This window comes from Caballeronia sp. LZ024, from assembly GCF_031451455.1.
Taxonomy (GTDB): Bacteria; Pseudomonadota; Gammaproteobacteria; order Burkholderiales; family Burkholderiaceae; genus Caballeronia; species Caballeronia telluris.
Genome location: NZ_JARUXL010000004.1, coordinates 574,520 through 599,477, shown reverse-complemented (window position 1 = coordinate 599,477; position 24,958 = coordinate 574,520). Strand labels below are relative to the sequence as shown.

19 protein-coding genes are annotated in these 24,958 nt (G+C 63.7%); 12 read left to right on the top strand and 7 right to left on the bottom strand.

From position 1 onward, the window contains the following. Positions 1–3: 3 nt before the first annotated feature. From QCE48_RS24895 to QCE48_RS24875, 5 genes are all read left to right on the top strand, one after another. Positions 4–1,932 carry a branched-chain amino acid ABC transporter ATP-binding protein/permease gene (locus QCE48_RS24895; protein WP_309782951.1) on the top strand — a complete coding sequence of 643 codons (1,929 nt, stop codon included), beginning with the start codon at positions 4–6 and terminating at the stop codon, positions 1,930–1,932. 128 nt (positions 1,933–2,060) lie between these two features. After that, positions 2,061–2,795 carry an ABC transporter ATP-binding protein gene (locus tag QCE48_RS24890; protein WP_309782949.1) on the top strand — a complete coding sequence of 245 codons (735 nt, stop codon included), beginning with the start codon at positions 2,061–2,063 and terminating at the stop codon, positions 2,793–2,795. 314 nt (positions 2,796–3,109) lie between these two features. Beyond that, entirely contained in the window at positions 3,110–3,946 is an 837-nt protein-coding gene (locus tag QCE48_RS24885; protein WP_309782948.1) for a ThiF family adenylyltransferase, read from the top strand. A gap of 136 nt (positions 3,947–4,082) precedes the next feature. Next, positions 4,083–6,002, top strand: coding sequence for a potassium transporter Kup (locus QCE48_RS24880; protein ID WP_309782946.1), 1,920 nt, complete (start codon positions 4,083–4,085; stop codon positions 6,000–6,002). 50 nt (positions 6,003–6,052) lie between these two features. Further along, positions 6,053–8,062 carry an acyl CoA:acetate/3-ketoacid CoA transferase gene (locus QCE48_RS24875; RefSeq protein ID WP_309782945.1) on the top strand — a complete coding sequence of 670 codons (2,010 nt, stop codon included), beginning with the start codon at positions 6,053–6,055 and terminating at the stop codon, positions 8,060–8,062. A gap of 5 nt (positions 8,063–8,067) precedes the next feature. Here QCE48_RS24875 and QCE48_RS24870 read toward each other — a convergent pair whose 3' ends face one another. Continuing rightward, positions 8,068–9,573 carry an amino acid permease gene (locus QCE48_RS24870; protein WP_404982301.1) on the bottom strand — a complete coding sequence of 502 codons (1,506 nt, stop codon included), beginning with the start codon at positions 9,571–9,573 and terminating at the stop codon, positions 8,068–8,070. Positions 9,574–9,798: 225 nt separating this feature from the next. On the opposite strand from QCE48_RS24870, the gene QCE48_RS24865 reads away from it, so the two are divergent. Continuing rightward, positions 9,799–10,452 carry a peroxiredoxin gene (locus QCE48_RS24865; RefSeq protein ID WP_309782944.1) on the top strand — a complete coding sequence of 218 codons (654 nt, stop codon included), beginning with the start codon at positions 9,799–9,801 and terminating at the stop codon, positions 10,450–10,452. 53 nt (positions 10,453–10,505) lie between these two features. On the opposite strand, the gene QCE48_RS24860 is transcribed toward QCE48_RS24865, so the two are convergent. From QCE48_RS24860 to QCE48_RS24840, 5 genes are all read right to left on the bottom strand, one after another. After that, positions 10,506–11,867 carry an MFS transporter gene (locus tag QCE48_RS24860; RefSeq protein WP_309782943.1) on the bottom strand — a complete coding sequence of 454 codons (1,362 nt, stop codon included), beginning with the start codon at positions 11,865–11,867 and terminating at the stop codon, positions 10,506–10,508. Between the two features lie 170 nt (positions 11,868–12,037). Next, a complete protein-coding gene (locus tag QCE48_RS24855; protein ID WP_309782942.1) occupies positions 12,038–12,523 on the bottom strand; it encodes a ferritin-like domain-containing protein in 486 nt (161 codons plus the stop codon). A 231-nt stretch (positions 12,524–12,754) separates the two neighbouring features. Then, complete coding sequence (locus tag QCE48_RS24850; protein ID WP_309782940.1) at positions 12,755–13,453, bottom strand: FCD domain-containing protein; 699 nt, start codon at positions 13,451–13,453, stop codon at positions 12,755–12,757. Between the two features lie 504 nt (positions 13,454–13,957). Continuing rightward, entirely contained in the window at positions 13,958–14,857 is a 900-nt protein-coding gene (locus tag QCE48_RS24845; protein WP_309782938.1) for a LysR family transcriptional regulator, read from the bottom strand. A gap of 69 nt (positions 14,858–14,926) precedes the next feature. Continuing rightward, on the bottom strand, positions 14,927–16,030 hold the full coding sequence (locus QCE48_RS24840) for an FUSC family protein (protein WP_309782937.1): 1,104 nt from the start codon (positions 16,028–16,030) through the stop codon (positions 14,927–14,929). Positions 16,031–16,199: 169 nt separating this feature from the next. Between QCE48_RS24840 and QCE48_RS24835 the strand changes: the two genes are divergently transcribed. Further along, positions 16,200–17,726: a diguanylate cyclase domain-containing protein gene (locus QCE48_RS24835; RefSeq protein WP_309782936.1), complete on the top strand. Its 1,527-nt coding sequence runs from the start codon at positions 16,200–16,202 to the stop codon at positions 17,724–17,726. Positions 17,727–17,742: 16 nt separating this feature from the next. Here QCE48_RS24835 and QCE48_RS24830 read toward each other — a convergent pair whose 3' ends face one another. Beyond that, entirely contained in the window at positions 17,743–19,041 is a 1,299-nt protein-coding gene (locus tag QCE48_RS24830) for an L-fuconate dehydratase (protein ID WP_309782933.1), read from the bottom strand. A gap of 151 nt (positions 19,042–19,192) precedes the next feature. Here QCE48_RS24830 and QCE48_RS24825 point away from each other — a divergent pair, with 151 nt between their 5' ends. From QCE48_RS24825 to QCE48_RS24805, 5 genes are read left to right on the top strand one after another with little or no spacing between them, the layout of a single operon-like run. Further along, positions 19,193–19,930, top strand: a complete 738-nt coding sequence (locus QCE48_RS24825) for a GntR family transcriptional regulator (RefSeq protein WP_404982118.1) — start codon at positions 19,193–19,195, stop codon at positions 19,928–19,930. Between the two features lie 53 nt (positions 19,931–19,983). Beyond that, a complete protein-coding gene (locus QCE48_RS24820) occupies positions 19,984–21,462 on the top strand; it encodes an extracellular solute-binding protein (RefSeq protein ID WP_309782932.1) in 1,479 nt (492 codons plus the stop codon). 22 nt (positions 21,463–21,484) lie between these two features. Then, positions 21,485–22,639 (top strand): sugar ABC transporter permease, encoded by a 1,155-nt coding sequence (locus QCE48_RS24815; protein ID WP_309782931.1) that lies wholly within the window; start codon positions 21,485–21,487, stop codon positions 22,637–22,639. Further along, positions 22,636–23,673, top strand: a complete 1,038-nt coding sequence (locus QCE48_RS24810; RefSeq protein WP_309782929.1) for a carbohydrate ABC transporter permease — start codon at positions 22,636–22,638, stop codon at positions 23,671–23,673. Before QCE48_RS24815 ends, QCE48_RS24810 begins: the two co-directional genes overlap by 4 nt. 11 nt (positions 23,674–23,684) lie before the next feature. Further along, positions 23,685–24,785, top strand: a complete 1,101-nt coding sequence (locus tag QCE48_RS24805; RefSeq protein WP_309782928.1) for an ABC transporter ATP-binding protein — start codon at positions 23,685–23,687, stop codon at positions 24,783–24,785. Positions 24,786–24,958 lie beyond the last annotated feature (173 nt).

Below are 24,958 nucleotides of genomic sequence, written 5' to 3'. Positions count from 1 at the left end.
ACCGTGAACATCAAGAAAATCGTCGCGGGTGCTGTCGGGCTCGTCGCACTCGCGGTATTTCCGGTGCTGTCGGGTAATCCGTACTACATCCATCTCGTCGAGACCATCATGATCTACGCGATCCTGCTGTTCGGTCTCGACATCGTGGTGGGCTATACGGGGCAGGTGTCGCTCGGGCACGCGGGGCTTTTCGGCGTCGGCGCCTATACGGCGGGCGTGCTCTTCATCAAGCTCGGCATGCCGTTCTTCGTCACGGCGCCGCTCGCGATTCTGGTGACGGCGGGCTTCGGCGCCATTCTCGCGCTGCCGGCATTGCGCGTGTCCGGCCCGTATCTCGCGATGGTGACGCTCGCGTTCGGCACGATCATCCAGATTCTCATCAACGAGATGGATTTCCTCACCAACGGACCGATGGGCCTCAAGATTCCGAAGCCCACGATCGCCGGTCACAGGCTGGACGAAGTCGAATACTACTGGCTCGTCGCGGTGCTGCTCGTGGTGTCGCTGGTGGTCGTGCATCGCGTGCTGAAGTCGCATCTGGGCCGTGCATTTGAGGCGCTGCGCGACAGTCCGATCGCATCGGACTGCATGGGCGTGTCGGTGTATCGCCACAAGGTTTATGCGTTCGTCATCAGCGCGGGTTTCGCGGGTCTTGCCGGCTGCCTCTATTCGTATTCCGAGCAGTACATCTCGCCGAACACCTACAACTTCGAACTGACGATCCTGTTCCTGCTCGCGATCATCATGGGCGGACGCAAGACGCGCACGGGCGCGGTGCTCGGCTCGACGATCATCGTGCTGCTGCCGAAACTGCTCGACGACATCTCGATGTTCCGCACCGTGTCGACGTTGCTTGCGGCGGTCGTCGTGATCGGCGCGGTGATTGCGCTCGCGCGCCGCATCAGCACGCCGAAGAAAGTGGCGATTCCCGTGATCGGCACGGCGGGCCTTGCGATCTTTTCGTACTGGATCGATGCACTGACCGACTGGCGCCTGACCATCTTCGGCCTGATGATCCTGCTGGTCGTGTATTACCTGCAGGACGGCATTGTCGGCTTCGTGCGCAAGATCCTGAGTCTCGGGCGCGTGCGCGTGACGAAGATCGATCCCGCCGATCTCGAGGACGCACAGGCCGATGCGGTGCTCGCGGTGCGTACCGAGGGCGCCGGGAACATCCTGGAGCTGCGCAACATCCTGATGCAGTTCAGCGGCCTGAAGGCGCTCAACGACGTGAACCTGACAGTGCGGCGCGGCACGATTCACGGTCTGATCGGGCCGAACGGATCGGGCAAGAGCACGATGATGAACGTGCTGACGGGCATCTATGTGCCGAGCGCGGGGGCGATCGAATACGACGGTCAGTCGATTGCGGGGCGGACGTCGGCGAACATCGCGCTGTCGGGCATTGCGCGGACGTTCCAGAACGTGCAGTTGTTCGGCGAGATGACGGCGCTGGAGAACGTGCTGGTCGGATTGCATCACACGTTCAAGTCCAATTTCGCCGATGTCGGGTTGATGACCGGGCGGTACCGACGCGAGGAGCGTGCCGCGCGAGAGCGCGCGTTCAACCTGCTGCGCTTCGTCGGGCTTGAGGATGTGGCGACCGAAGAGGCGCGCAATCTGCCCTATGGGCGCCAGCGGCTGTTGGAGATCGCTCGGGCGCTCGCGCTCGATCCGCAATTGCTCCTTCTCGACGAGCCCGCGGCGGGGCTTACGGCGCCCGATATCCGCGAGCTGATCGCGATCATTCGCAAGGTCAGGAATCACGGGATCACGCTCGTGCTCATCGAGCATCACATGGACGTGGTGATGAGTGTCTGCGACACGGTCTCGGTGTTGGACTTCGGGCAGAAAATTGCCGAAGGGAAGCCTGCCGAGGTGCAGGCCGATGAGAAGGTTATCGAGGCTTATTTAGGGGGGCAGGCGGCGTAGGGTGGTCATCGCTCGCGCGCCGTTTGCTGTATCTGCGCCTCGATGGAACTTGCTTTCTTAGCGGTCTTTCAGCGAAGCGAAACCAAGTTTCCCGCAAGACGAACCCGCCACACAGAGAACCGAAAAAAATGCTATCGATCAGAAACCTGCACGCCGGCTACGGCAAGGTAAAAGTGCTGCATGGCATATCGATGGACGTGCCTAAGGCACAGGTGGTCACGTTGATAGGCTCGAACGGAGCCGGCAAGACCACGACGATGCGCGCGATCTCCGGCATGATCAAGGCGACCGACGGCGAGATCACCATGGGCGTCGGCGGCGACGCAAAACGCATCGACGCGATGGACTCGCACAAGATCGCGCGCCTCGGCCTCGCGCATTCGCCCGAAGGCCGGCGCGTCTTCGCGACCATGTCGGTCACTGACAACCTCATCCTCGGCGCATTCCCGCGCCTGACCTGGGCGCGTCCGAAAGGCGACGTCGCCGCCGACCTCGAACGCGCCATCGAACTCTTTCCGCGCCTCAAGGAACGGCGTCATCAACTCGCCGGCACGCTATCGGGCGGCGAACAGCAAATGCTCGCAATGGCACGCGCCATCATGCTGAACCCGGATCTCGTGCTGCTCGACGAACCGTCGATGGGCCTCGCTCCCATCCTTGTCGAAGAAGTCTTCCGCATCATCGAAAGGCTCAAGCAGGAAGGCGTGACGATGCTGCTCGTCGAACAGTTCGCGGCCGCCGCGCTCAACGTCGCGGACTATGGCTACGTGCTGGAAAACGGCCGCATCGCCACGCACGGGCCGGCCGAGCAGCTACGCAACGATCCGTCGGTGAAGGCCGCCTACCTCGGCACCAGCCACTGACCGCCAACGGTCGACCTCACTTGCGCAAAACGGCGGCACGCACCGATTGATCGGACAAAACAGCGTGCCGCCGTGCATCGCCAACGCGCTGTCAAAAATCCACACCTGTTCAGCAGACGCTGAACGCAAGTAGTCGTGATGGACGTCGTTCGCAATTAAATGTACTATTTGGTACATATTCAGGCGAAGCGATTCCAGGTGCTGGCGCGCGCTCGCCGGCAGGCGCACTATGATGGTGATGTCCGCCGTCGACGTGCTTGCAGCGGAACCGTAAGGCCTGAGCCAGGAACTCGTTAAAAAAAAGGAGCGCTGCGATGATCAGCGGAAAGACGACGCTTATCGCCCATCTGGGATTCCCGACCGAGGCGTTCAAGGCGCCGATGATCTACAACCCGTGGTTCGAGAAGAACGGCATCGACGCGGTCGTGATGCCGATGGGCGTCAAGCCCGAGGACTACGAAGCCTTCCTGCCGATGCTATTCCGCCTGAGCAACATCCGCGGTGCGCTGGTCACGATGCCGCACAAGGTCACGACCGTCGGCCTCGCCGACGAAGTGACGCCCACCGGCCGCATCGCGGGCGCTTGCAACGCCATCCTTAAACGTGCGGACGGCAAGCTCGTCGGCGACCAGTTCGATGGCGCGGGCTTCGTGCGCGGCGTCGAGCGCAAGGGCCGCGCGCTCAAGGGCGCACGCGTGCTCGTCGTGGGCAGCGGCGGAGTGGGCTCGGCGATTGCTGCATCGCTCGCCGCGGCCGGCGTAGCGGAGATGGCGCTCTTCGATACCAACACGGCTTCCGTCGAAGCGCTCGCGGGCCGCCTGCGCGACCACTATTCGCAACTCGTCGTCACGACCGGATCGAAAGACCCGGCGGGCTTCGACGTGATCGTCAACGCGACGCCGCTCGGCATGAAGGAAGACGATCCGCTCCCGTTCGACATCGACCGCATCGCGCCAAGCACGTTCGTTGGCGAAGTGGTGATGAAGTCGGAGTACACGCCGTTGCTGCGCGCGGCGAAGGCGAAGGGCTGCGCGGTGCAGGTCGGCACGGACATGCTGTTCGAGATGATTCCCGCGTACCTGGAGTTTTTCGGTTTCGGCACGGCGACGCCCGACGAGCTTCGCGCGGTTTCGCAAATCAAATACGCCTGACAGCAGCATCGAACGGACGCCGCGGACAGAAGCACGACCTATGCGCGCCCGTTCCTATACTTCGTTGATGCACAAGTAGCAGCCCTCATCCTCTGTCGAATAAACGAGCGCGCGGTAGCGTGAATCTGGAGGAATCATGGGATTGACTGCATCGGGCGACGCGCCCGCTTCCCCTCATCCGGCCCCGCATCATCCGGCCCTCTGGAGTCTTGCGCTCGCGGCACTCGGCATCGTCTACGGCGACATCGGCACGAGTCCGTTGTACACGCTCAAAACAGTATTCGATCCCGCCTACGGACTGCCGCTCGAACCGCTCAACGTGATCGGCATCGTGTCGCTGATCTTCTGGTCGCTCATCGTCGTCGTGTCGCTCAAGTACGTGACGCTGATCCTGCGCGCGAACAATCACGGCGAAGGCGGGATCATGGCGTTGCTCGCGCTCGCGGCCTCGTCGGTTGCCAACCGGCCGCGGCTGCGTCATGTGCTGCTAGGCATCGGCGTGATGGGCGCCGCGCTGTTCTATGGCGACGGCGTGATCACCCCGGCCATCTCCGTGCTGAGCGCAGTCGAGGGACTCGAAGTCGCGACGCCGCTTCTCAAGCCTTACGTCATTCCGGTCACGCTGATCGCGCTCACCGCGCTCTTCATGATGCAGAAGCACGGCACCGCCGGCATCGGCGCGGTGTTCGGGCCGGTGATGGTGGTGTGGTTCTTCGTCCTCGCGATCGCGGGCGCCGTAAATATCGCGGACGCGCCCCGCATTCTCGAAGCGCTCGATCCGCTCGCGGGTCTCGCGTTTTGCCTGCGTCACCGCTGGCTCGCGTTCGTGGCACTCGGCGCGGTCGTGCTTTCGCTGACGGGCGCCGAAGCGCTCTATGCCGACATGGGTCACTTTGGCGCGCGCCCGATCCGCCTGACCTGGTTCGGCATGGTTTTTCCTGCGCTCGCGCTGAACTATCTGGGGCAGGGCGCTTTGCTTCTCGCCGATCCATCCGCGCTGCAAAATCCTTTTTATCGACTCTTTCCGCAATGGATGCTCTATCCGATGGTCGGACTGTCGACCGTCGCGACCGTGATTGCATCGCAGGCCGTGATCTCCGGCACCTATTCGATGACCAAGCAGGCGATGCAACTCGGCTTCCTGCCGCGCATGAACGTGGTGTACACGTCGGCCAAGGAAATCGGGCAGATCTATGTGCCCGGCATCAACTGGACGCTACTGATTGCCGTGGTCGGGGCGGTGCTCGCGTTCGGTTCGTCGACGGCGCTCGGCTCCGCTTATGGCATCGCCGTGACGGGGACGATGCTCATCACGACCGTGCTGACGTTCTTCGTGATTCGCTACGCGTGGCACTACAACTGGCTGCTATGCGCGTGCGCGACGGCCTTTTTCTTCGTGATCGACGCGACGTTCTTCTCCGCGAATCTGTTGAAGATCGCGCAGGGCGGCTGGTTCCCGCTCGCGATCGGCTTGGTCATGTTCACGATCATGGCGACCTGGGGCCGCGGCTGGGAGATGATGCTGGCCGAAGCGCGCCTGCGTGCGGGCACGACACCGCTCAAGCCTTTTCTCGCATCGTTGCTGGCGAAGCCGCCGGTGCGCGTGGAAGGAACCGCGATCTTCATGAACGCCGATCCGCATGGCGTGCCGCATTCGCTGCTGAACAATCTCGTGCACAACCGCGTGCTGCACGAGACCGTGATCTTTCTGACCGTTGCGAACAGCGAGGTGCCGTGGATTCCCTCGAACGAGCGCGTGTCGGTGCAGGCGCTCGGACAGGGCTGCTATCAGGTGACGGTTCTCTACGGCTTCAAGGACGAAGTCGATTTGCCCGCTGCGCTGGAAGCGTGCGCATCGTCGGGAGTGCGGTTCGATCGCACGCAGATCTCGTGGTTCCTGAGCCGCGCGACCGTTGTGCCGACGCCGGGCAAGGGCATGGCGCTCTGGCGCGAACGGCTCTTTGCCGTCATGCTGCACAATGTGGGCAACGTCGCTGCTTATTTGAAACTGCCCGCCGACCGCGTGATCGAACTCGGGGCGCGTGTCGAGATCTGAACGCGACCGACCACTGACAAGCACGCAACGACGTGCTGAACGGAGACGACATGAGCGAAGCTGTCCGGCCTCATCTTCCCGCCACTGCACGCACGGTCGAGCGGGGCAAGATCGTATCGGCGCGCGAGGCGGTGCGCCTGATCCGCTCGGGGAACACGATCGCGACCAGCGGTTTTGTCGGCATCGGCTTTGCGGAGGCGGTGGCCGTCGCGCTCGAAGAGCGGTTCCTCGAAGGCGATAGCGCGGGCGGCGAACCGGTCGGCGACCTGACGCTCGTCTATGCAGCGGGTCAGGGCGACGGCAAGTCGAAGGGTCTCAATCATCTCGCGCGCGAAGGGCTCGTGCGCCGCGTGATCGGCGGACACTGGGGCCTCGTGCCGGGCTTGCAGCAACTCGCGATCAACAACCGCATCGAAGCGTACAACCTGCCGCAAGGCGTGATCTCGCAACTCTTTCGCGATATTGCCGCGCACCGTCCCGGACAACTCTCGACGGTCGGTCTCGGCACGTTCGTCGATCCACGCAACGGCGGCGGCAAGCTCAATGCGCGCACGACGGACGATCTCGTCACGCTGATGCAGATCGACGGTCGTGAATATCTTTTCTACAAGACCTTTCCGATCGACGTCGCGATCGTGCGCGGTACGACGGCCGACGTCAACGGCAACATCACGATGGAGAAGGAAGCGCTGACGCTCGAAGGGCTGTCCATCGCGATGGCCGCGCGCAATTCCGGCGGCATCGTGATCGCGCAGGTCGAGCGGCTTGCAGAGTCGAACACGCTCAACTCGCGGCAGGTGAAGATTCCCGGCGTGATGGTCGATTGCGTGGTGGTCGCAGAGCCCGAGCATCACTGGCAGACGTTCGGCGAGCAATACAGCGCCGCCTTTTCGAGTGAGCTGCGCGTCGCGGCGAGTTCGGTGCCGCCGATGGCATTGTCCGAGCGCAAGATCATTGCGCGTCGGGCCGCGTTCGAACTGATGGCAAACAGCATCGTGAATCTCGGCATCGGCATGCCGGAAGGGATCGCAAGCGTCGCGAACGAAGAGCAGGTGATCGATCTCTTCACGATGACGACGGAGCCTGGCGTGATCGGCGGCATTCCCGCGGGCGGGCTGAATTTTGGTGCCGCGACCAACACGCAGGCGATCATCGACCAGCCGTACCAGTTCGACTTCTACGATGGCGGTGGACTCGACATTGCGTTCCTCGGACTCGCGCAGGCCGATCGCGAAGGCAATCTGAACGTGAGTAAGTTCGGCCCGAAGCTCGCGGGTGCGGGCGGCTTCATCAACATCAGCCAGAGCGCGAAGAAGGTGGTGTTCGTCGGCACGTTCAACGCGGGCAAGCTGGATATCGCGATCGAAGACGGGCGTCTGCGGATCGTGCGCGAAGGCACTTGCCAGAAGTTCGTCGATGCCGTCGAACACCGGACGTTCAGCGGCACATACGCGGCCGAGCGCGGACAGCCGGTGCTTTATATCACCGAGCGTTGTGTGTTTTCCCTGACGCCCGAGGGGCTCGAGTTGATCGAGGTCGCGCCGGGCATCGACGTGGAGCGCGACATCGTCTCGCAGATGGGCTTCGCGCCCGTCATCAAGAAGCCACCGCGCCTGATGGATGCGCGCATCTTTCAGAACACGCCGATGGGGTTGCGCAATATCCTGCTGCGCTTGCGTCTTGACGAACGGTTCAGCTATGACGCCGAAAAGAACATGTTCTTCATCAACTTCGAGGGACATGAAGTCGCCACACTCGACGATGTCGAGGCGATACGGCGCGAAGTCGAGGCGAAGCTCAGCGGGCTGAAGGTCAGGCCGCACGCCATCGTCAACTATGACAATTTCTCGATCCGGCCGGACATGCTCGATGCTTACTCGGAGATGGTCACGAAGCTCGTGAATGGCTGTTATGAAGGCGTTACGCGATATACGACTTCGAGTTTCCTCCGGCTAAAGCTCGGCGATGCGCTCAAGAAGCGCGGCTTGGCCGCGTATATCTATGAGAGTCCGGAGGAGGCGCGTGCGGCGGCTGACGGCGGCGCGGATAACGCCGTCTGATTGCCTTAACGCACGCGGCGCCTAGCAGCCCCGTCAGCGGCAATCTTCAACCGACTATGCCGGATGCCATAACCGAAATAGATGACGACGCCAATGACCATCCAGACGATAAGGCGAATCCACGTATCGGCGGGCAGCCCGGCCATCAGGAACACGGCAGACAGCGCCCCGAGCGGCGCGACGACAAACACCGCCGGCGTCCTGAACGCCCGCTTCAAGTCGGGCTGAGTGATCCGCAACACGAGCACGCCGATGCAGACGACCGCAAACGCGAACAAGGTCCCGATGCTCACCAGCTCTCCGACGAGCCCGATCGGCAACAGCCCCGCCAGCACCATCACGATCAGACCCGTGATGATCGTCGTGATGTACGGCGTGCGAAAGCGCGGATGAATCTTCGAAGCAAACGGCGGCAGCAGCCCGTCGCGTGCCATCGAGTAAAAGATTCGTGGCTGGCTCAAAAGCAGCACGAGTACCACCGACGTCAGCCCGAAAATCGCACCGAGCTTCACGATCGGCGAGAGCCAGCGCATGCCGATCGCATCGACGCCGACTGCAATCGGGTCCGCCACATTGAGCTTGTCGTAGGGCACGATGCCCGTGAGCACATACGATACGAGCACGTAAAGCAGCGTACAGATCGCAAGCGAGCCGAGCAGACCGCGCGGCATGTCGCGGCTCGGGTTCTTCGTCTCCTGCGCGACCGTCGACACGGAATCGAAGCCGATGTATGCGAAGAACACGACCGCCGCGCCGCGCACCACGCCGCTTATGCCATATACGCCCGATTCGCCCGTGTTCGGCGGGATGAATGCGCCTTGCGGATTCGTGCTCGTCGTCCAGTGCGCGGTATCGACGAATCCGATGCCCGCGATGATGAACGCGATCACGATCACCACCTTCACGATCACGATGAAGCTGTTCACGCGCGCCGATTCGCGGATGCCGATCACGAGCAGTATCGTGATCAGCCCGACGATCACCATCGCCGGCACGTTGAGGAGCGCGCCCGCATGGCTCCATCCGTGCCCGGGTTCGTAGGAGAAGGGCGCTTGCGAAAGACGCGCGGGAATATCGACGCCGAGCGAATGCAGAAAGCTCACGACATACCCCGACCAGCCGATCGCGACGGTCGTTGCCCCCACGGCATATTCGAGGATCAGGTCCCAGCCGATCAGCCACGCGATGAACTCGCCCATCGTCGCGTAGGCATACGTGTAGGCGCTGCCGGAGACGGGCACGGTCGAGGCCATCTCCGCATAGCACAGTCCCGCGAGCCCGCAGACGATGCCACCGAGTACGAATGAAATCGTAATGGCCGGCCCCGCGTTGGTGGCGGCGGCGTGCCCGGTCAGCACGAAGATCCCCGCGCCGATGATGCAGCCGATGCCGAGCATGGTGAGGTCGAGGCCGGAGAGCGACCGCACGAGCGTATGGCCGCCTGCCTCATGCAGGACCTCATCGTTTTCGGAGGCCTCGGCCTGTAGTGCATCGATGGACTTTCTTTGCATCATCGTCACGACACTCTCCTGTTCCCTGAGGCATCATTGAAGCGGGCGGGCTTATACCGTGATAGCAGATTTGATAGAACAATTCGAGCTTTAATCGCGAGCAAGACGCGCGCCCGGACCGCACTATAATCACAACGTAAGTAGCACGTTTTCACCCCGGGTCAGTTTTGCGAGCCAGTGGACGCTTGCGTCCTTCCCCGGTTACTCACTCAGTGGAGATTGAATATGTCCGTTCGTATTGGTGATGAAGCCCCCGACTTCACGGCAGAAACAACTGAAGGAACCGTCCGCTTCCACGAGTGGATCGGTGACAAGTGGGCCATCCTGTTCTCGCATCCGAAAGACTTCACGCCAGTCTGCACGACCGAACTGGGCTACATGGCCCGGCTCAAGCCTGAATTCGACAAGCGCAACACCAAGGTGATCGGCCTGTCCATCGATCCCGTCGACAATCATTCGAAGTGGGCGAAGGACATCGAGGAAACGCAGGGCACGGCAGTCAACTACCCGATGATCGGCGATGCCGACCTCAACGTCGCCAAGCTCTACGACATGATCCATCCGAACGCGAGCGGCGGTCCGCGCACGGCGGTGGACAACGCCACCATCCGCGCCGTGTTCATCATCGGTCCGGACAAGAAGATCAAGGCGACCTTCACGTATCCGATGAGCGCAGGCCGCAATTTCGACGAGGTGCTGCGCCTGCTGGACGCGCTGCAGCTCAACGCGAAGCACGCTATCGCCACGCCCGTGAACTGGCAGCCGGGCGAGGACGTGATCATTCCGACGTCGGTGTCGGATGAGGACGCAAAGAAGAAGTATCCGCAGGGCTTCAAGACGCTGAAGCCGTATCTGCGTACGGTCGAGCAGCCGAAGTAAGGCTGTTGCGCGGAAGGGGCCGGCCGCACCCGTCGAGGGTGCGGCCGTTTTCTTTAGTGGCCCGCGATCGACGGATCGGCGGGCGCCGTCGCAGCATCGACCGGATGAACGGCCTGCTTGATCAGAAGCGCGACGCACGCGACCAGACCGGCTACCGCGACCACCGTGAAGATACCCGCGAAGGTGAACTGCCGGCGCGTGAGTTCAGCGACGAGAAACGACCCCGCGATGCCGCCGAAGCGACCGATGCCGAGCATCCAGGCGACACCGGTCGCGCGACCCTGAGTCGGATAGAACGCGGCCGCAAGCGCCGGCATCGACGACTGCGCGGTGTTCATCAGGATGCCGGCCGCGAAGACGCTGACCATGAGCCAGCCCACATCGCCGATCGACTGGCCGATTGCGTATACCGTCACGGCGGTCAGCGCGTACCCTGCCGCGATCACGCGGTTCGGATTGAAGCGGTCCATCAACATGCCGAACAGCACGGCGCCCACGCCGCCGAGCGGAAAGAGCGCGGAGATGAGCGTCGCGCGCTGCGGTGTGAGGCCCGCTTCCTTCAAGAGAATCGGCATCCAGTTGATCGAAGCGTAGAAGATCACGAGGCCCATGAAGTACGCAAGCCACAGCATCACCGAGCCGACCACGTATGAGCGCGAAAGCACCACGCTCAGGCCGCCCTTGGCGCTCGTGCGCGGCGCCTGTTCGGTCATGATGAAGGAGGTCGCGCGCGCGGCGCTCGCGGAGACGCGCGAGAGCGCTGCGCGAATCTTATCGACGGGATGGTTCTTGGCGACCATGTAGCGCACTGATTCGGGCATCACCATCATTAGCAGCACGGCAAGGATGAGCGGCGTTACGCCACCGAGGACGAGCACGCTGCGCCAGCCGAAATGCGGGATCATCCACGCGGCGAGAAAGCCGCCGAATGCCGCGCCGAGCGGAAAGCCGCAGAACATGAGGTTCGTGAGCGTGGCACGCCGCTGGTCGGGGCAGTATTCGCTCATCATCGTGACCGCGTTGGGCATCGCGGCACCGAGGCCGAGGCCAGTGACAAAGCGCAACACGGTCAGCTGGAACAGGTTGCCCGACCACGCCGATGCAAGGCACGCAAAGCCGAAGACGGTCACCGAGACGATCAGCAGCAGACGCCGCCCGAGCCGGTCCGAGAGCGGACCCGCGGCGAGTGCGCCGAACGCGAGTCCGAAGAGCGCGGCACTCAGCACTGGCGCAAGCGCCGGCCTGCTGATGTGCCATTCCGCGACGAGCGATGGCGCAATGAAGCCGATGGCGGCCGTATCAAAGCCGTCGAGCAACACGACGACGAAGCACATCACGAAGATGCGCCACTGGAATCCAGAGAACGGGTGCTCGTTCAGGAACGTCTGGATGTTGACGGTCGTACCTTTATCCATTTTTTATAACCCCGAGAGTGAAGACTCCGACGCACGGCGCATCTGCGCCCCATGCGTTCGCTCCCCGAATTGTGCAGCGCACCCGCATGAGCGTCGACATTCGCGGGCACAGGATTACCCTAATCGAAATACCGCGCGACGATGCTTCCCCGAGGCACGCGTCGCCGGTGTCAGCTCTTGCCCGTCTGGCGCTCGGGCGAGGTCGTCACTTCGCCGGGCCTGCGCAGCATCTTGTCGACTTCTCCCGCATGCATTTCTTCGGTATGGATCATCTGTCTTGCGAACTCTTCGAGCGCGACGGAGCGGTCTTCGACGAGCGCGAGCAGATCGCGATAGAGCTTCAGCGCGACGTTCTCGGCCTGAAGCGATTCGCGCAGGATCGACGCGATGTCGAAAGTGTGCGAGTCGAGCAGCGGTCCGATCGTGAGCGACGGATACGCGCCGAGCGTCGTGATCCACTCGCCGACCTGCTGGGCATGCAGCAACGACTCGTCGGCCTGTTCGCGCAGCCAGGAGACGATCGGAATGCGCCCGAAGCCGAAGACGAGAAACGAATAGTGCGTGTAGCGGACGACGCCGGCCAGTTCGGACTCGAGAATCTGATTCAGCACGGCGACGACTTTTTCCTTGTCGATTTCCCTGTCGATCTCTGACATTGCTGCCTCCATTCGTGTCTTGCGCGGCCAGCGCGCGACGCGCTAAGCCGCTGTTAGCCGCGATCTCCGACATCAGCTAATTGTAGTCACGCGCGCGGATCGTGCGAGGCGTTTGTCGAAACGCCTTCGTGACGATGCGCTCTGTGCGCAAGATATGGTCCCAGGACCACAGTGGGACACGGGAGAGGCAAGCGTGCGAAGGCGCCACGACAAAAGCGCCCGCGCCCGGTTTCAGGCAACTTCTTCCAGCAGCCGTGTCGCGCAGTTCGCTAGGAGGTACGTCATGGCGTTTCGGGCGCTGTCGGCGTCGGAGATTTCGATCGCCTGCACGACCTTCGCGTAGTCCGCGAGATTCGACTGGTGCGCGAGCGCGTGCGGATGGTCGGCCGGCTTCGCCGCCCGCAATGCCATGCGCACGAGTTGGCCCATCTGGCGCAGGAGTTCGTCGCCGCTCGCATCGACGATCGCGGATTGCAGCGCGTCCTCCGCCGCGCACGCCGCCGCACTGTTCGCGTCCGCCTGAGCGAACTTCTGATAGGCGGCCGTAATCGCGATGCGCTGGTTGCGGGTCGCGCGCTCGGCCGCGAGCGCCGCCGCGCGCGGATCGACGAACAAGCGGAATTCGATCAACCCGCGCAGGTATTCCGGCTCTGCCGCCGCGCGCAGCCGCCATTCGGCGACTTCATGGTCGACGATGAGCCAGTCCGTGGGCGGCCGGATGCGCGTGCCCGTCTTCGGCCGCACATCGAGCATCCTTCGCGAGATCAAAATCGAAAGCGCCTCGCGCATGATGGTGCGGCTCACGCCATGCTTCTTCGAGAGTTCGATTTGCGGTGGCAGCACATTGGCTGCGTATTCGCCATTGACGATGCCGGTAACCAGTTGGTTCACCACACGTTTGACGAGCGACCCTTCGTATCCATGGTTCATTTGTTCTTCTCGTTGAATCACCCGAATGCCAGTGCGTTCGCCGCCCACCCCGAGCGGCCCGCGTTCGCGTGAACGCTGGCGCGATAGTATTGCCGCGATGCCATGTGCGACGGCCGGCCGTGCGGTACGGTTTTCTCCGCTTACGTGCCGAACGCGTTCTGTTGTCGTGCAGACTTCTTGCTCTGGTGCACGGTTTTGTTGCCGCGCTTTTTCGGGGGCGAGCTTCGCGTCTGTTCGAATCGATGGACGCGGCTCGCCTTATGTTTGTTTTGAACTTCTGGTCGTCAAGGGATGCAGAACGCCCGCATGGAGCGCCGCAGAGGGTCCGGTAATTTTTATCCGCTACTTCGTGACCGTCGGCAAAAGAAGCCTATCGCTCGCAGACTTCCTTGCCAATATGGTGCACCGGGGATTCGTCTGCGTAACGTTCGTCCGCCCACACACCATTAGCAAGTCGCTTCGCGCAAGCGTTTGCGCGTGCCCCGGATTATTGCGGAAAGTGCGTCAGGCCGCGCCTTCGAACAGATCGCGCAGCCATTGCGTGAAGACGCGAACGCGCGACGAAAGCTGACGGCTCTGCGGATACAGGACGGAAACGGGCATCGACGGCGGCGCAAAGCCGGCGAGCACGATTTCGAGCCTCCCCGCGGAAAGATCGTCGAGCACACGATAGCGCGGCACCTGAACGATGCCGAGGCCTGCCAGTGCGGCGCCGGTATAGAGCTCGGCGCCCGTCACCGAGACGCTCGACGGCAGTTCCGTCTCGACGACGCGTCCATCGACGCTGAATTCGAGCGGCATCATGCGGCCCGTCCCGCTCGACATGTAGTTGACCGCGCGATGGGCGCCCGGCTTGCCGAGCGCATCGAGCGACGCAGGCGTGCCATGCTTCGCGAGATACGCGGGACTCGCCACCGTCACTTGCTCCATCAGCGCGACGCGCCGGCCGACCATCGACGAATCCTGCAGCGTGCCCGCGCGAAGCACGCAATCGATGCCCTCGCGCACGAGATCGACGAGCCGGTCGTCCTCGCCGATCTGCAGTTCGATGTCCGGATAGCGCGCGATGAACGCCGGCAGCGCGGGCACTACGAAGTGCCGGGCGAGCGTGCCCTGCACGTTCGCGCGCAGGAGACCTTTAGGCGCGACATGACGAAACGATCCTTCGGCTTCTTCCATGTCCGCGACAAGACGCACGCAGCGGCGGTAAAACGCCTCGCCGTCGTGCGTGAGACGCACCGTGCGCGTCGTGCGCTCAAGCAGGCGCGTGCCGAGCCGCTCTTCCATGCGCTTTAGCAGGTTCGTCACGGTGGCGCGCGGAATCTGCATATCGTCGGCGGCCTGCGTGAAGCTCTTCCTCTCCGCTATGCGGATGAACACCTGCATTTCCAGAAAGCGGTCCATGCATTCTCGTCGGGTCGTGTCGAGCAGATTGTTGAAGCAGATGGATCGATGGTAACAAGACGGCTTCGATTATTCACGCCCGGCTCGCAAAGGAAAGATGAAGATGGCCGCGATGATGCCGAGCAGACCGCCGATCAACGTTTCCCAGGCACGCGCGGCGAGGAGCGGCACCGAGTGCGTTCCGCTTGCCGCCATCGTCACGATCAGCGTGAAAGCGAAGGCCGCGCATGCGATGTCATAGCGTTCCGGTAAGGCCATGGCATAGACGATCATCGCGATCGCGGCCACGCACCAGAGCACGAGCGGCGCATGCGCGGCGAGCGGCAGGCACGCTAGCGCGAGCGGCACGCCGACCAGCGTCCCGACGATCCGGCGCCGCACGCGGGCAAGCGTCCCGGTCGCCGAGCCCGCGACGACGTAGGTGCAGGCCGTGATTGCCCAGGACGATTCGACAAGACCGATTGCGTCGTTCATCGCGACGATCGCGAGCGCGCCGCTTGCGGCCTGCAATCCCATGATGAATTCCGCCGACATGCCGTTGCGGCCCGAGGGCGGCCCCGGCGCGAGCGCGGCCACGATGGCCGGCCGTTCCGCCGGACCGCTCAGCATGCGCGGAACGATCGAAGCGAGCGCGGCGATCGCGACCGCCACGGCGATCGTCGGCAGGTCGCCGGGGGCGAGATGCATGCCATAGGCGAGCAACTGCCCGATGTAGACCTGCGATCCGATCCCCGCGCCCAACACGCCGAAGCGCTTCAGATAGCCGACGAGAAACGCGCCGGATACGAGCGTCAGCTCCGGACCCGCGCGCGCGGCGTGTTGCAGGAGTAGCGCGAGCACGCAGAACATCGCGGCGCCCGCACCCGCCGCGATGCACAGCAGGGCGAGATCGCGGCTCGATTCGGGGCGCGTCGTGCGTGCCTCGGACACACTCGCCCAAAGCGCGAAGCTGCCCGCCAGCGCGCCGAGCAGCGCGTCGCCCGGCAGTCCGTGCGCGATGTCCTGAAGCGCGCCGAGCGACGCGGCAATGCCGTAAGCGGTAACGAGACGCAGGCCCTTGATCCGCCGGTGCGTGCCCGGATCGGCGCGTTCCAGCCAGCCGGCACCCGGCGCGAACGATCGTGCGCGAGCGCGCAGGGCAACGGCGTCGTGGTCGTCGTCAGCGGGGTTCATCGTCGATGGTCGGCTGTGCTTATTGCGTCTTGCATGAGACGCGTTGCACTGATTCTAGGAGGCCGCACGCCAATTCGCCGAAGAGACGGCTAAAGCGCGCGCTAATCGTTGGATCGCAGGCGAGGTGCCGCGCGCACAATGCTCGCCAGGGTAAGAACTCAAGGCAATCATGCGACCGATCCGGCCGGGCATCGACGGGGAAAAGGCACGGCTTCGCGCACTCGTGCAGATTCCCGCGCTGACGCTTCTCGTCCTGTGCGTGCTGTGGATCACCATTCTCGTGCGGCTGCAGATCGAGAAGGCGGCCGTGCTGCGCGACACGCAAGAGGCCGCGCGCACGATTGCGCGTTCGCTGCAGACCCATACGCTCAAGACGATTCACGACGTCGACGTGATCGCGCTGCTCATCAAGTACGGTTACGAAACCGCGCCCCTCACGTTCGATCTCGCGCGTTATCAGGCCTACGGGCTGATCACCGCCGATACCGCGCTGCAAGTGACGGTCGTCGGCGCGAACGGCCATGTGCTCGGCTCGACGCTGCCGTTCAAGGGCGTGGTCGACCTGAGCGATCGCGAACACTTTCTCGTGCACCGCTCGAATCCTCAGACAGGACTTTTCATCAGCCGTCCCGTGATCGGCCGCGTGTCGAAGCAATGGTCGATTCAGGCGACCCGCCGCATCGACGATCCGGACGGCCGCTTTGGCGGTGTCGTCGTGATTTCGGAAAACCCCGCGTATCTCACCGACGGCTTCTATAACAGCGCGGCGCTCGGACGACACGGACTGATCGCGGTGATCTCGAAGCAGGGCTTCACGCTCTCGCGTCGCGCGGGCGAAGCGCCCAGCACGACAGGCGGTCCGACCCTCGACCGCTATCGCGACATCTCGCAGGCGCCGGTCGCGACGATGGTCGATCCGGTCGATCACATCGAACGGGTTGTCGCGGGTAGCACGGTGGACCGGTACGGGCTCGCGGTGGTCGCGGGCCTCTCGCTCGACGAAGCGCTCGACGACTATTACCACATGCGCCGCGTTTATGTGACGATGGCCGCCGTGATCTCCGCGATGCTGATCGGCTTTGCGGTGTGGATCATGGCGCTCGTGTCGAAACTGCACCGGGGCAAGGACGAACTGCGGCGCCTCGCGCAAACGGACCGGCTGACGGGACTCTACAACCGCGGCCGCATCAAGGACCTGCTGCACGACGCGGTCGCGGCGCCGGGCGCATGCGGCAACGTCGCGGCGATCTTCGTCGACCTCGACAACTTCAAGCAACTCAACGACAGCTACGGTCATCAGTGCGGCGATCAGGTGCTCACGGTCGTCGCCGACCGGCTGCGCGCGGCGGTGGGCGAACACGGCGCGATCGGACGGCTCGGCGGCGACGAATTTCTCGTCGTGATCGAAGCACGCGATGCGCTCGCCGCCGGCATGGCGCGCGCGCAGGCCATCTCGGCCGCGCTTGCAGTGGACGTCAGCGTGCATGGCAAGCCCTATGTGATTCGCGCGAGTCTCGGGCTCGCGGTGCTCGGCGCCGGCGACACCGCGAGCGATCTCGTGCGCAAGGCCGATCAGGCGATGTACGAGGCCAAGCGCTGCGGCCGGGGCGTGCGCGCGACGACCTGGCACGCCTGGACTGAAACGAGCGAGAGCGCCCGCGCGCCGCACAGCGCGCCGGAGCGCTCGATCGCCTGAGGCGTCTTTGGCGTCTTCACGCCTGCCACGCTGCGCCGTCTGGAAACGCGTGCCGTTCGAGCGACGCCGCATGCATCTCGATGCTATAGCCCGGCGCTTGCGGCGGCATGTAGCGCCCGTTAGCGATCACGACGGGATCGACGAAATGCTCATGCAGATGATCGACATATTCGAGCACGCGATTGTCGAGCGATGCAGAGACGCAGATGTAATCGAACAGCGAAACGTGCTGCACGTACTCGCATAATCCGACGCCACCTGCGTGCGGGCAGACCGGCACGCCGAACTTGGCGGCCATCAAAATTACGAGCAGCACTTCGTTCAGGCCGCCGAGCCGGCAATTGTCGACCTGACAGAAGTCGATAGCCTGCGCCTGAAGCAACTGCTTGAACATCACGCGGTTGTGGCAGTGCTCGCCCGTCGCGACGCCGATGGGCGCGAGCCGCTGGCGGATCGTCGCGTGACCGAGGATGTCGTCGGGGCTCGTCGGCTCTTCGATCCACCACGGGTCGAACTCGGCGAGGCGCCGCATGTTGACGATCGCTTCATCCACTCCCCAGACCTGGTTCGCATCCATCATGAGCTTGCGCTCGGCGCCGATCTCCTCGCGCAGGATGCGCGCGCGCCGCACGTCCTCGTCCAGATTGCCGCCCACCTTCTGCTTGAAGTGCGTCCACCCTTGCGCGACGCCTTCGCGCGCGAGACGCCGGATCTTGTCGTCGTCGTAGCCGAGCCAGCCTGCCGAAGTCGTGTATGCGGGATAACCCTTGGCGAGCATCTCGCGTTCGCGCTCGTGACGCGTGGGCGCATGGCGGCGCAGGATGGCAAGCGCTTCGTGAGGCGTGAGCACATCGGTGACATAGCGAAAGTCGAGACAGCGCACGAGCGCGTCCGGGCCCATGTCGACGAGCAGCTTCCACACCGGCTTGCCCTCGGCCTTCGCCCATAGATCCCACACCGCGTTCACGACTGCCGCGGTCGCGAGATGGATCACGCCCTTGTCGGGGCCGAGCCAGCGCAACTGGCTGTCGGACGTGATTGCGCGCCAGAAGCCGCCCATGTCCGCCGCGATATCTTCCAGCCGCCGGCCGACGACGAGCGGCGCGAGCGCTTCGAGCGCGGCCACGCAGACCTCGTTGCCGCGCCCGATGGTAAACGTGAGACCGTGACCGGCAAGCCCATCGGGCGAATCGGTTTCGAGGATCGCGTAGGCTGCGGAATAGTCGGGCGCGGCGTTCATCGCATCGGAGCCGTCGAGCGAACGCGAGGTCGGAAAGCGGATGTCGCGCGCGGACAGCTTGGTGATGGTGGTCATTGTCGGCTCCTTGAAAAGAACATGACGGCTTAAAAGCCGCGACGATTTGTTCAGGCGGATCGCACTTCGGATCTCATCGCCTAAGAGGACGTTGACAAGCTCGATTCCGCCTCCTAGCCTGCTAGCATGTTAGTTCGAAATCAGGGGCGGTGTGAGCGATTCGACCCACGACACGCATCTCGCCGCCGACCCCTACCGCGCGCTCTCGACGCTTCAAGGCGCCGGCCGCGGCAGCCTGACCGACGCGGTTGCACAAGCGTTGCGCGCCGCTATCGTCAGCCTCGCGATGGAGCCCGGCATGATGATCGACAAGCTCGCGATCTGCGAACGCATGGGCGTCTCGCGCTTTCCCGTGTCGGCCGCGCTCGCGAAGCTCGCGGCGGCGGGGCTGGTCGAAGTCTTGCCGCAGCGCGGCACGCGCGTCATGCCGATCGTGATGCACGACATCCGCCAGCACCTGTTCATTCGCAGCGCGCTCGAAGTGGAGACCGTCCGCATGCTCGCGAGCGCTGAACGCGATTCCTCGGATGACACGCTCGACACGCTGGAAGCCAATCTCGGGAGGCAGCGCGAGGTCGTCGCAGCGGGCCTGCGCCCGGCGTTTCACACGCTCGATCTCGGCTTTCACGAGATCCTGCTCGACGCCATCGGGCTGCCGCGCGTGAAGGAGATCGTCGCGGTCTCGCGCAGTGCGCTCGACCGCGCGCGGCGTCTGATGGCGAGTCCGGAGCGTCACGCGAACACGCTGCTGGAGCACGAGCGCATCGTCGATGCAATCCGTGCCGGCGATGCGGATGCCGCCGCGCGGGCAATGCATCATCACCTCGATGAAGTGGTCGCAGAATTGCGGCGCTTTGCTGGCGAAAGACCCGATCTGTTCAAGGAGTAAGACCCGAAACAAAAGGCTCAATGCAGTCAACTCGGTGTGGAGGAGACAAACAAATGAAGCTGCTAAAACTGGCAAGCGCGGCCGCGATACTGGCGGCCGCGGGCATGGTCGCGACCGGTGCGCGGGCCGCGGAAGACTTCAAGGGCGTGACGGTCAACGTGATGACCTTCGCCGGCCCGCAGATCGCGGAACCGTTGCAACGCCGCGCGCCCGAATTCGAAAAGCTGACGGGCGCGAAGGTCAACATTCAGACCGTGCCGTTCTCCGATCTTTATCAGAAGCTGTTGACCGACTGGGCTTCCGGATCGAACTCGGTCGATGCGGCGGTGTTCGCGCCGCAATGGATGGTCGACTATACGAAGGGTGGCTTTCTCGAAGACCTTTCGGGGCGCATCGCCAAGGACGCAGCGCTAAAGGAGAACGACGTGATGCCGTTCTTCAGCGACTTCTCGCAGAAGTTCAATGGCAAGACGTATCTGGTTGCGCTCGACGGCGACTTCCAGATGGTCTATTACCGCACCGACATCCTCCAGCAGCTCGGCAAGCAACCGCCTAAGACCTGGGACGACTATCTCGACATCGCGAAGGCCGCGAACGGCAAGACCTTTGGCGGCGACGGCAAGCCGGTCGCGGGTTCGTGCATTTCGAAGAAGCGCAACGCGCAGGCGTACTGGGCGATCATCTCGATCGCGGGCGGCTATCTCCAGTCGAAGGGCACGGCGCAGGGCGCATTCTTCGATCCGCGCAACTTCAAGCCGCTCGTGAACAACGACGCGTTCAAGGCCGCGCTCAACGTGCTGAAGGAATCGACGAACTACGGTCCGCAGAACGAGATCAACCTCGACGTCGGCGATACGCGCAGCGCATTCATCTCCGGGCACTGCGCGCTGACGCTCGACTGGGGCGACGTCGGCGTGCTCGCGATCGATCCGAAGCAGTCGAAGGTGATCGACAAGGTCGGCGCCGTGATCCTGCCCGGCTCGACGAAGGTGCTGAACCGCGACACCGGCAAGCTCGCGCCGTGCGACAAGAGCACGTGCCCGTATGCGGTCGATGGCGTGAATCACGCGCCGTTCGCGGCGTTCGGCGGATGGTCGGGCGGCATCAGCGCGAAGGCGAAGCCGAAGGTCAAGGAAGCGGCCTACGCGTTCCTCTCGTTCATGAGCCAGCCGGCCCAGTCGAACGTGGACGTGACGATCGGCGCGAGCGGCTTCAATCCGTATCGGCGCTCGCAGTTCACCGACATGTCGATGTGGAAAAAGGCGGGCATGAGCGAGACGGCGGCGGGTTCCTATCTCGGCGCGATCAGGACGAGCCTCGAAAGCCCGAACATGGTCATCGACCTGCGCATCCCGCAGAACCAGCGCTATGAACAGGTCGTGCTCGACACGGCGGTCGCGCGCTTTCTCGCGGGCGAACTCGACGCGGATGCCACGATGAAGGCCATCGAAAGCGGCTGGAACGAAATCACCGACGACCTCGGCAAAGACGGCCAGTTGCGCGCCTACAAGGCGTCGATCGGGGCGAAGTAGCGACTACGGGAGGGCCGCTTCGATGCAATCTTCGTCGCATGCTTCATCGGCCGAGACACCGCGTCACGCATGGCGGCGCTCGTCGGTCTCGAACTGGCTCGACCGGCAGGCGCCGTATGTGTTCGTGTTGCCGACGGTGCTCGTCATCCTCGGCTTCTCGATCTTTCCGCTCGTGAGCTCCGCCTATCTCTCGCTGATGCGCTTCGGGATCGGCGAGGGCGGGTACGAGCTGTCGTTCGTCGGCATGCGCAACTACGTGCGGCTCTTCAGCGGCACGCAGCAGTTCCACTTCGTCGGGGTATTCCGGCCGCCCGGCGTCGTGAGCGTGGCGGTCATGCTCGCGGCGTTTCTTGCGACCGCCTGGTGGTTCGTGCGTTATCTGCGGAGTACGCGGCGCTCGTTCATGGGCTTCGCCGGGCGATCCATCCTGGCCGTGACCTTCGTGGCGATCGTGTGGCTCGCGATCAATACGACGGGCAAAGGCGGCGCGCTCGGCAGCCTGATGGTGACGCTCTTCTACGTGGTGCTCGGGGTGGCGCTGCAGTTTCTGATCGGGCTCGGGCTTGCGTATCTCTGCACGTTGCCGCTCAAAGGCGGCCGCTTCTTTCGCCTGCTGTTCTTCCTGCCGCTGATGGTGACGCCCGTGGGCATCGCGTATATGTTCCGCATGATGGCCGACACGTCGGTCGGGCCGCTCGCACCGCTCTGGTCGCTGCTCGGCCTCGGCCAGATCGCGTGGGCGGCGGACCCGTGGCTCGCGCGAATCGTGGTCGTGATCGGCGATACGTGGCAATGGGTGCCGTTCATGTTTCTCGTGCTGCTCGCGGCGCTCGAAGGCACCTCGCGCGATCAGATCGAGGCGGCACAACTCGACGGTGCATCGGGCTGGCGCATCTTTCGCGACGTCACGTGGCCGTCGATCGCGCCGGTTGCGGCGAGCGCGGTGCTGATCCGCCTCATCGAAGCATTCAAGATCGTCGATCTGCCGAACGTGCTGACCAACGGCGGCCCCGGCATCGCGACGGAATCCATGACCTTGCACGCGTTCATCGAATGGCGCACGCTCAATCTGGGCGGCGCGTCGGCGGTGGCCTACATGCTGTTCTTCATCTCGACGATCGCCTGCGTGTCGTTCTTTCAGCTCGTCGTGAGACGCGCGCGAGGGCAGCGCTCATGAACGCCATCAAACGGCTTTTCGTGCGCGCGCGCATCGACGAGATGCCGCCGGGCGCGCGCCTCGTCGCCTATGCGCTGCTCGCGCTGTGGTCGCTCATCGTGCTGTTTCCGCTCTACTGGATGGCGATCACGTCGTTCAAGCTGCCCGTCGACGTGTCGAGCGGCCCCGCGTATCTGCCCTTCGTCGACTTCAAGCCGAGCCTCGACGCATGGCACTACATCTTCGTCGACCTCGGGCCCGACACGTTCCGGCCGTACCTGAACTCGCTGATCGTCGCGACGTGCGGCACGGCAGCGGCGGTCTTCTTCGGGTCGATGGCGGCGTATGCGCTCGCGCGCATCGAGTACCGGCCGCCCGTCGCGGCTGTCGGCCTGGGCGCGCTGCTGATCGCCGCGCTGGTCGCGGCGGTCGGCTGGGGCGGCGTGGATCTGCGCATCGCGGCAGCCGCGGCGCTCGCGCTCTTCTTCCTGCTGCTGCGTCCGCTGATCCGTCGCGCGCGAAGGCATCTCGGCAATGAAGACATCCTCTTCTGGATCGTTTCGCAGCGCATCCTGCCGCCAGTGGTCACGGTGATCCCGATCTATCTCACCTTCAAGAGCGTCGGCCTGCTCGACACGCATCTCGCGCTCGTCATCACCTACGCGACCGCGAACGTGCCGATCGTCGTGTGGCTGATGTTCGACTTCTTCGACGGCGTGCCGAAGGAGATCGAAGAAAGCGCGCAGATCGATGGCGCGACGCGCTTCGCCATTCTGTTCGGCATCGTGCTGCCGCTCGTCGCGCCGGGCCTCGTGGCGACGAGCCTGCTCGTGTTGATCCTCTCGTGGAACGAGTACCTGTTCGCGCTTTTCCTCACGACGGCCAACGCTCAGACGATGCCGCTCCTGGTGGCCGCGCAGAACGCAACGCGCGGTCCGCAATGGTGGAACATGTCGGTGCTGATTCTGATCATGATCCTGCCGGTGATGCTGCTGACGCTCACGTTGCAGCGCTTCATCGTCAAGGGCATTCTCGTGGGAGCGGTCAAGGGATGACGGACATGCAGATGCCCGCGCAAGACGCGCGGCTCGGCCAGATCGCGGCGGGCCAGCATTCGAAGAGCGTCTCGCTGCGCAATGTCGGCAAGACCTTCGGCGACACGCGCGTACTGCGCGATCTCACGCTCGACGTGCACGCGGGCGAGTTCCTCGTGCTGCTCGGCGAATCGGGCTGCGGCAAGACTACGGCCTTGCGGATCGTGGCGGGCCTGGAGTCGGCGACGGAGGGCACTGTGCATGTCGGCGACAAGGACGTGACGCAGCAGTTGCCGCGCGACCGCGATGTGGCGATGGTGTTCCAGTCCTACGCGCTCTATCCGCACAAGACGGTGTTCGAGAATATCGCGTATCCGCTCTTGGTGAGAAAGCGCTCGAAGGCCGAGATCGATGCCGCCGTGCGGGAAGTGGCGGCGAGCGTACAGCTCGAACCATTGCTCGCGCGCTATCCGCGTCAGTTGTCGGGCGGCCAGCGGCAGCGCGTTGCGCTCGCGCGCGCCATCATCAGGAGGCCCGCCGCGTTCCTGATGGACGAACCGCTATCGAATCTCGACGCGAAGCTGCGCGGCCACATGCGCGCCGAATTGAAGCACATGCAGCACCAGCTCGACATCACGACGATCTACGTCACGCACGACCAGATCGAAGCGATGACGCTCGCGCATCGCGTCGCGCTGATCGACAAGGGCGTGTTGCAGCAGCTCGATACGCCCGCGCGCATCTATTCCGATCCCACCAACCTGTTCGTTGCGGGTTTCATCGGTTCACCGCCGATGAACTTCCTGCGCGGCACGCTCACGGATCACCGCTTCGAAGCGCCAGGTCTCGCGCTCGGTGCAAACATCACGCAACAGGGCGAAGCGACGCTCGGCGTGCGCCCGGAGGAATGCACGCTCGTGGCCGCGTCCGAGGGGGAATTGAAAGGGCGCATCTACTCGGTCGAACTGATCGGCGACCATTCGCTCGTTACGATGAATGTCGGCGCACAGCAGGTGGTCGTGAAGGTCTCGAACACGTTTGCAGGCGAGATCGGCAGCGAGGCCGGCGTGCGCGTGAACCGCGAGCGCATCTATTTCTTCGACCAGGTTTCGGGCGAACGAATTCGTACCTAGCGCGGCGGCATCGGCCGACTATTCCGGATTGTCACGAAGCCGAGCCGCGCGGCTTTTTTCTGATGCGCTAAGATCACGTGCCGGTGTGCGAAGCACGCGTATTCACGCGCCGCGGAATTTCCCCGAAATGCTTAAAAAAAACTAAAAAATCGCGAAGATTCGAATTAACGATG

Coding starts and splice junctions, on each gene's coding strand:
- QCE48_RS24865 (WP_309782944.1), top strand. CDS start 9,799: ATGTCCGTTCGTATTGGTGATGAAGCCCCCGACTTCACGGCAGAAACA.
- QCE48_RS24875 (WP_309782945.1), top strand. CDS start 6,053: ATGAGCGAAGCTGTCCGGCCTCATCTTCCCGCCACTGCACGCACGGTC.
- QCE48_RS24830 (WP_309782933.1), bottom strand. CDS start 19,041: ATGACCACCATCACCAAGCTGTCCGCGCGCGACATCCGCTTTCCGACC.
- QCE48_RS24870 (WP_404982301.1), bottom strand. CDS start 9,573: ATGCAAAGAAAGTCCATCGATGCACTACAGGCCGAGGCCTCCGAAAAC.
- QCE48_RS24855 (WP_309782942.1), bottom strand. CDS start 12,523: ATGTCAGAGATCGACAGGGAAATCGACAAGGAAAAAGTCGTCGCCGTG.
- QCE48_RS24890 (WP_309782949.1), top strand. CDS start 2,061: ATGCTATCGATCAGAAACCTGCACGCCGGCTACGGCAAGGTAAAAGTG.
- QCE48_RS24860 (WP_309782943.1), bottom strand. CDS start 11,867: ATGGATAAAGGTACGACCGTCAACATCCAGACGTTCCTGAACGAGCAC.
- QCE48_RS24820 (WP_309782932.1), top strand. CDS start 19,984: ATGAAGCTGCTAAAACTGGCAAGCGCGGCCGCGATACTGGCGGCCGCG.
- QCE48_RS24885 (WP_309782948.1), top strand. CDS start 3,110: ATGATCAGCGGAAAGACGACGCTTATCGCCCATCTGGGATTCCCGACC.
- QCE48_RS24850 (WP_309782940.1), bottom strand. CDS start 13,453: ATGAACCATGGATACGAAGGGTCGCTCGTCAAACGTGTGGTGAACCAA.
- QCE48_RS24810 (WP_309782929.1), top strand. CDS start 22,636: ATGAACGCCATCAAACGGCTTTTCGTGCGCGCGCGCATCGACGAGATG.
- QCE48_RS24880 (WP_309782946.1), top strand. CDS start 4,083: ATGGGATTGACTGCATCGGGCGACGCGCCCGCTTCCCCTCATCCGGCC.
- QCE48_RS24815 (WP_309782931.1), top strand. CDS start 21,485: ATGCAATCTTCGTCGCATGCTTCATCGGCCGAGACACCGCGTCACGCA.
- QCE48_RS24835 (WP_309782936.1), top strand. CDS start 16,200: ATGCGACCGATCCGGCCGGGCATCGACGGGGAAAAGGCACGGCTTCGC.
- QCE48_RS24845 (WP_309782938.1), bottom strand. CDS start 14,857: ATGGACCGCTTTCTGGAAATGCAGGTGTTCATCCGCATAGCGGAGAGG.
- QCE48_RS24805 (WP_309782928.1), top strand. CDS start 23,685: ATGCCCGCGCAAGACGCGCGGCTCGGCCAGATCGCGGCGGGCCAGCAT.
- QCE48_RS24840 (WP_309782937.1), bottom strand. CDS start 16,030: ATGAACCCCGCTGACGACGACCACGACGCCGTTGCCCTGCGCGCTCGC.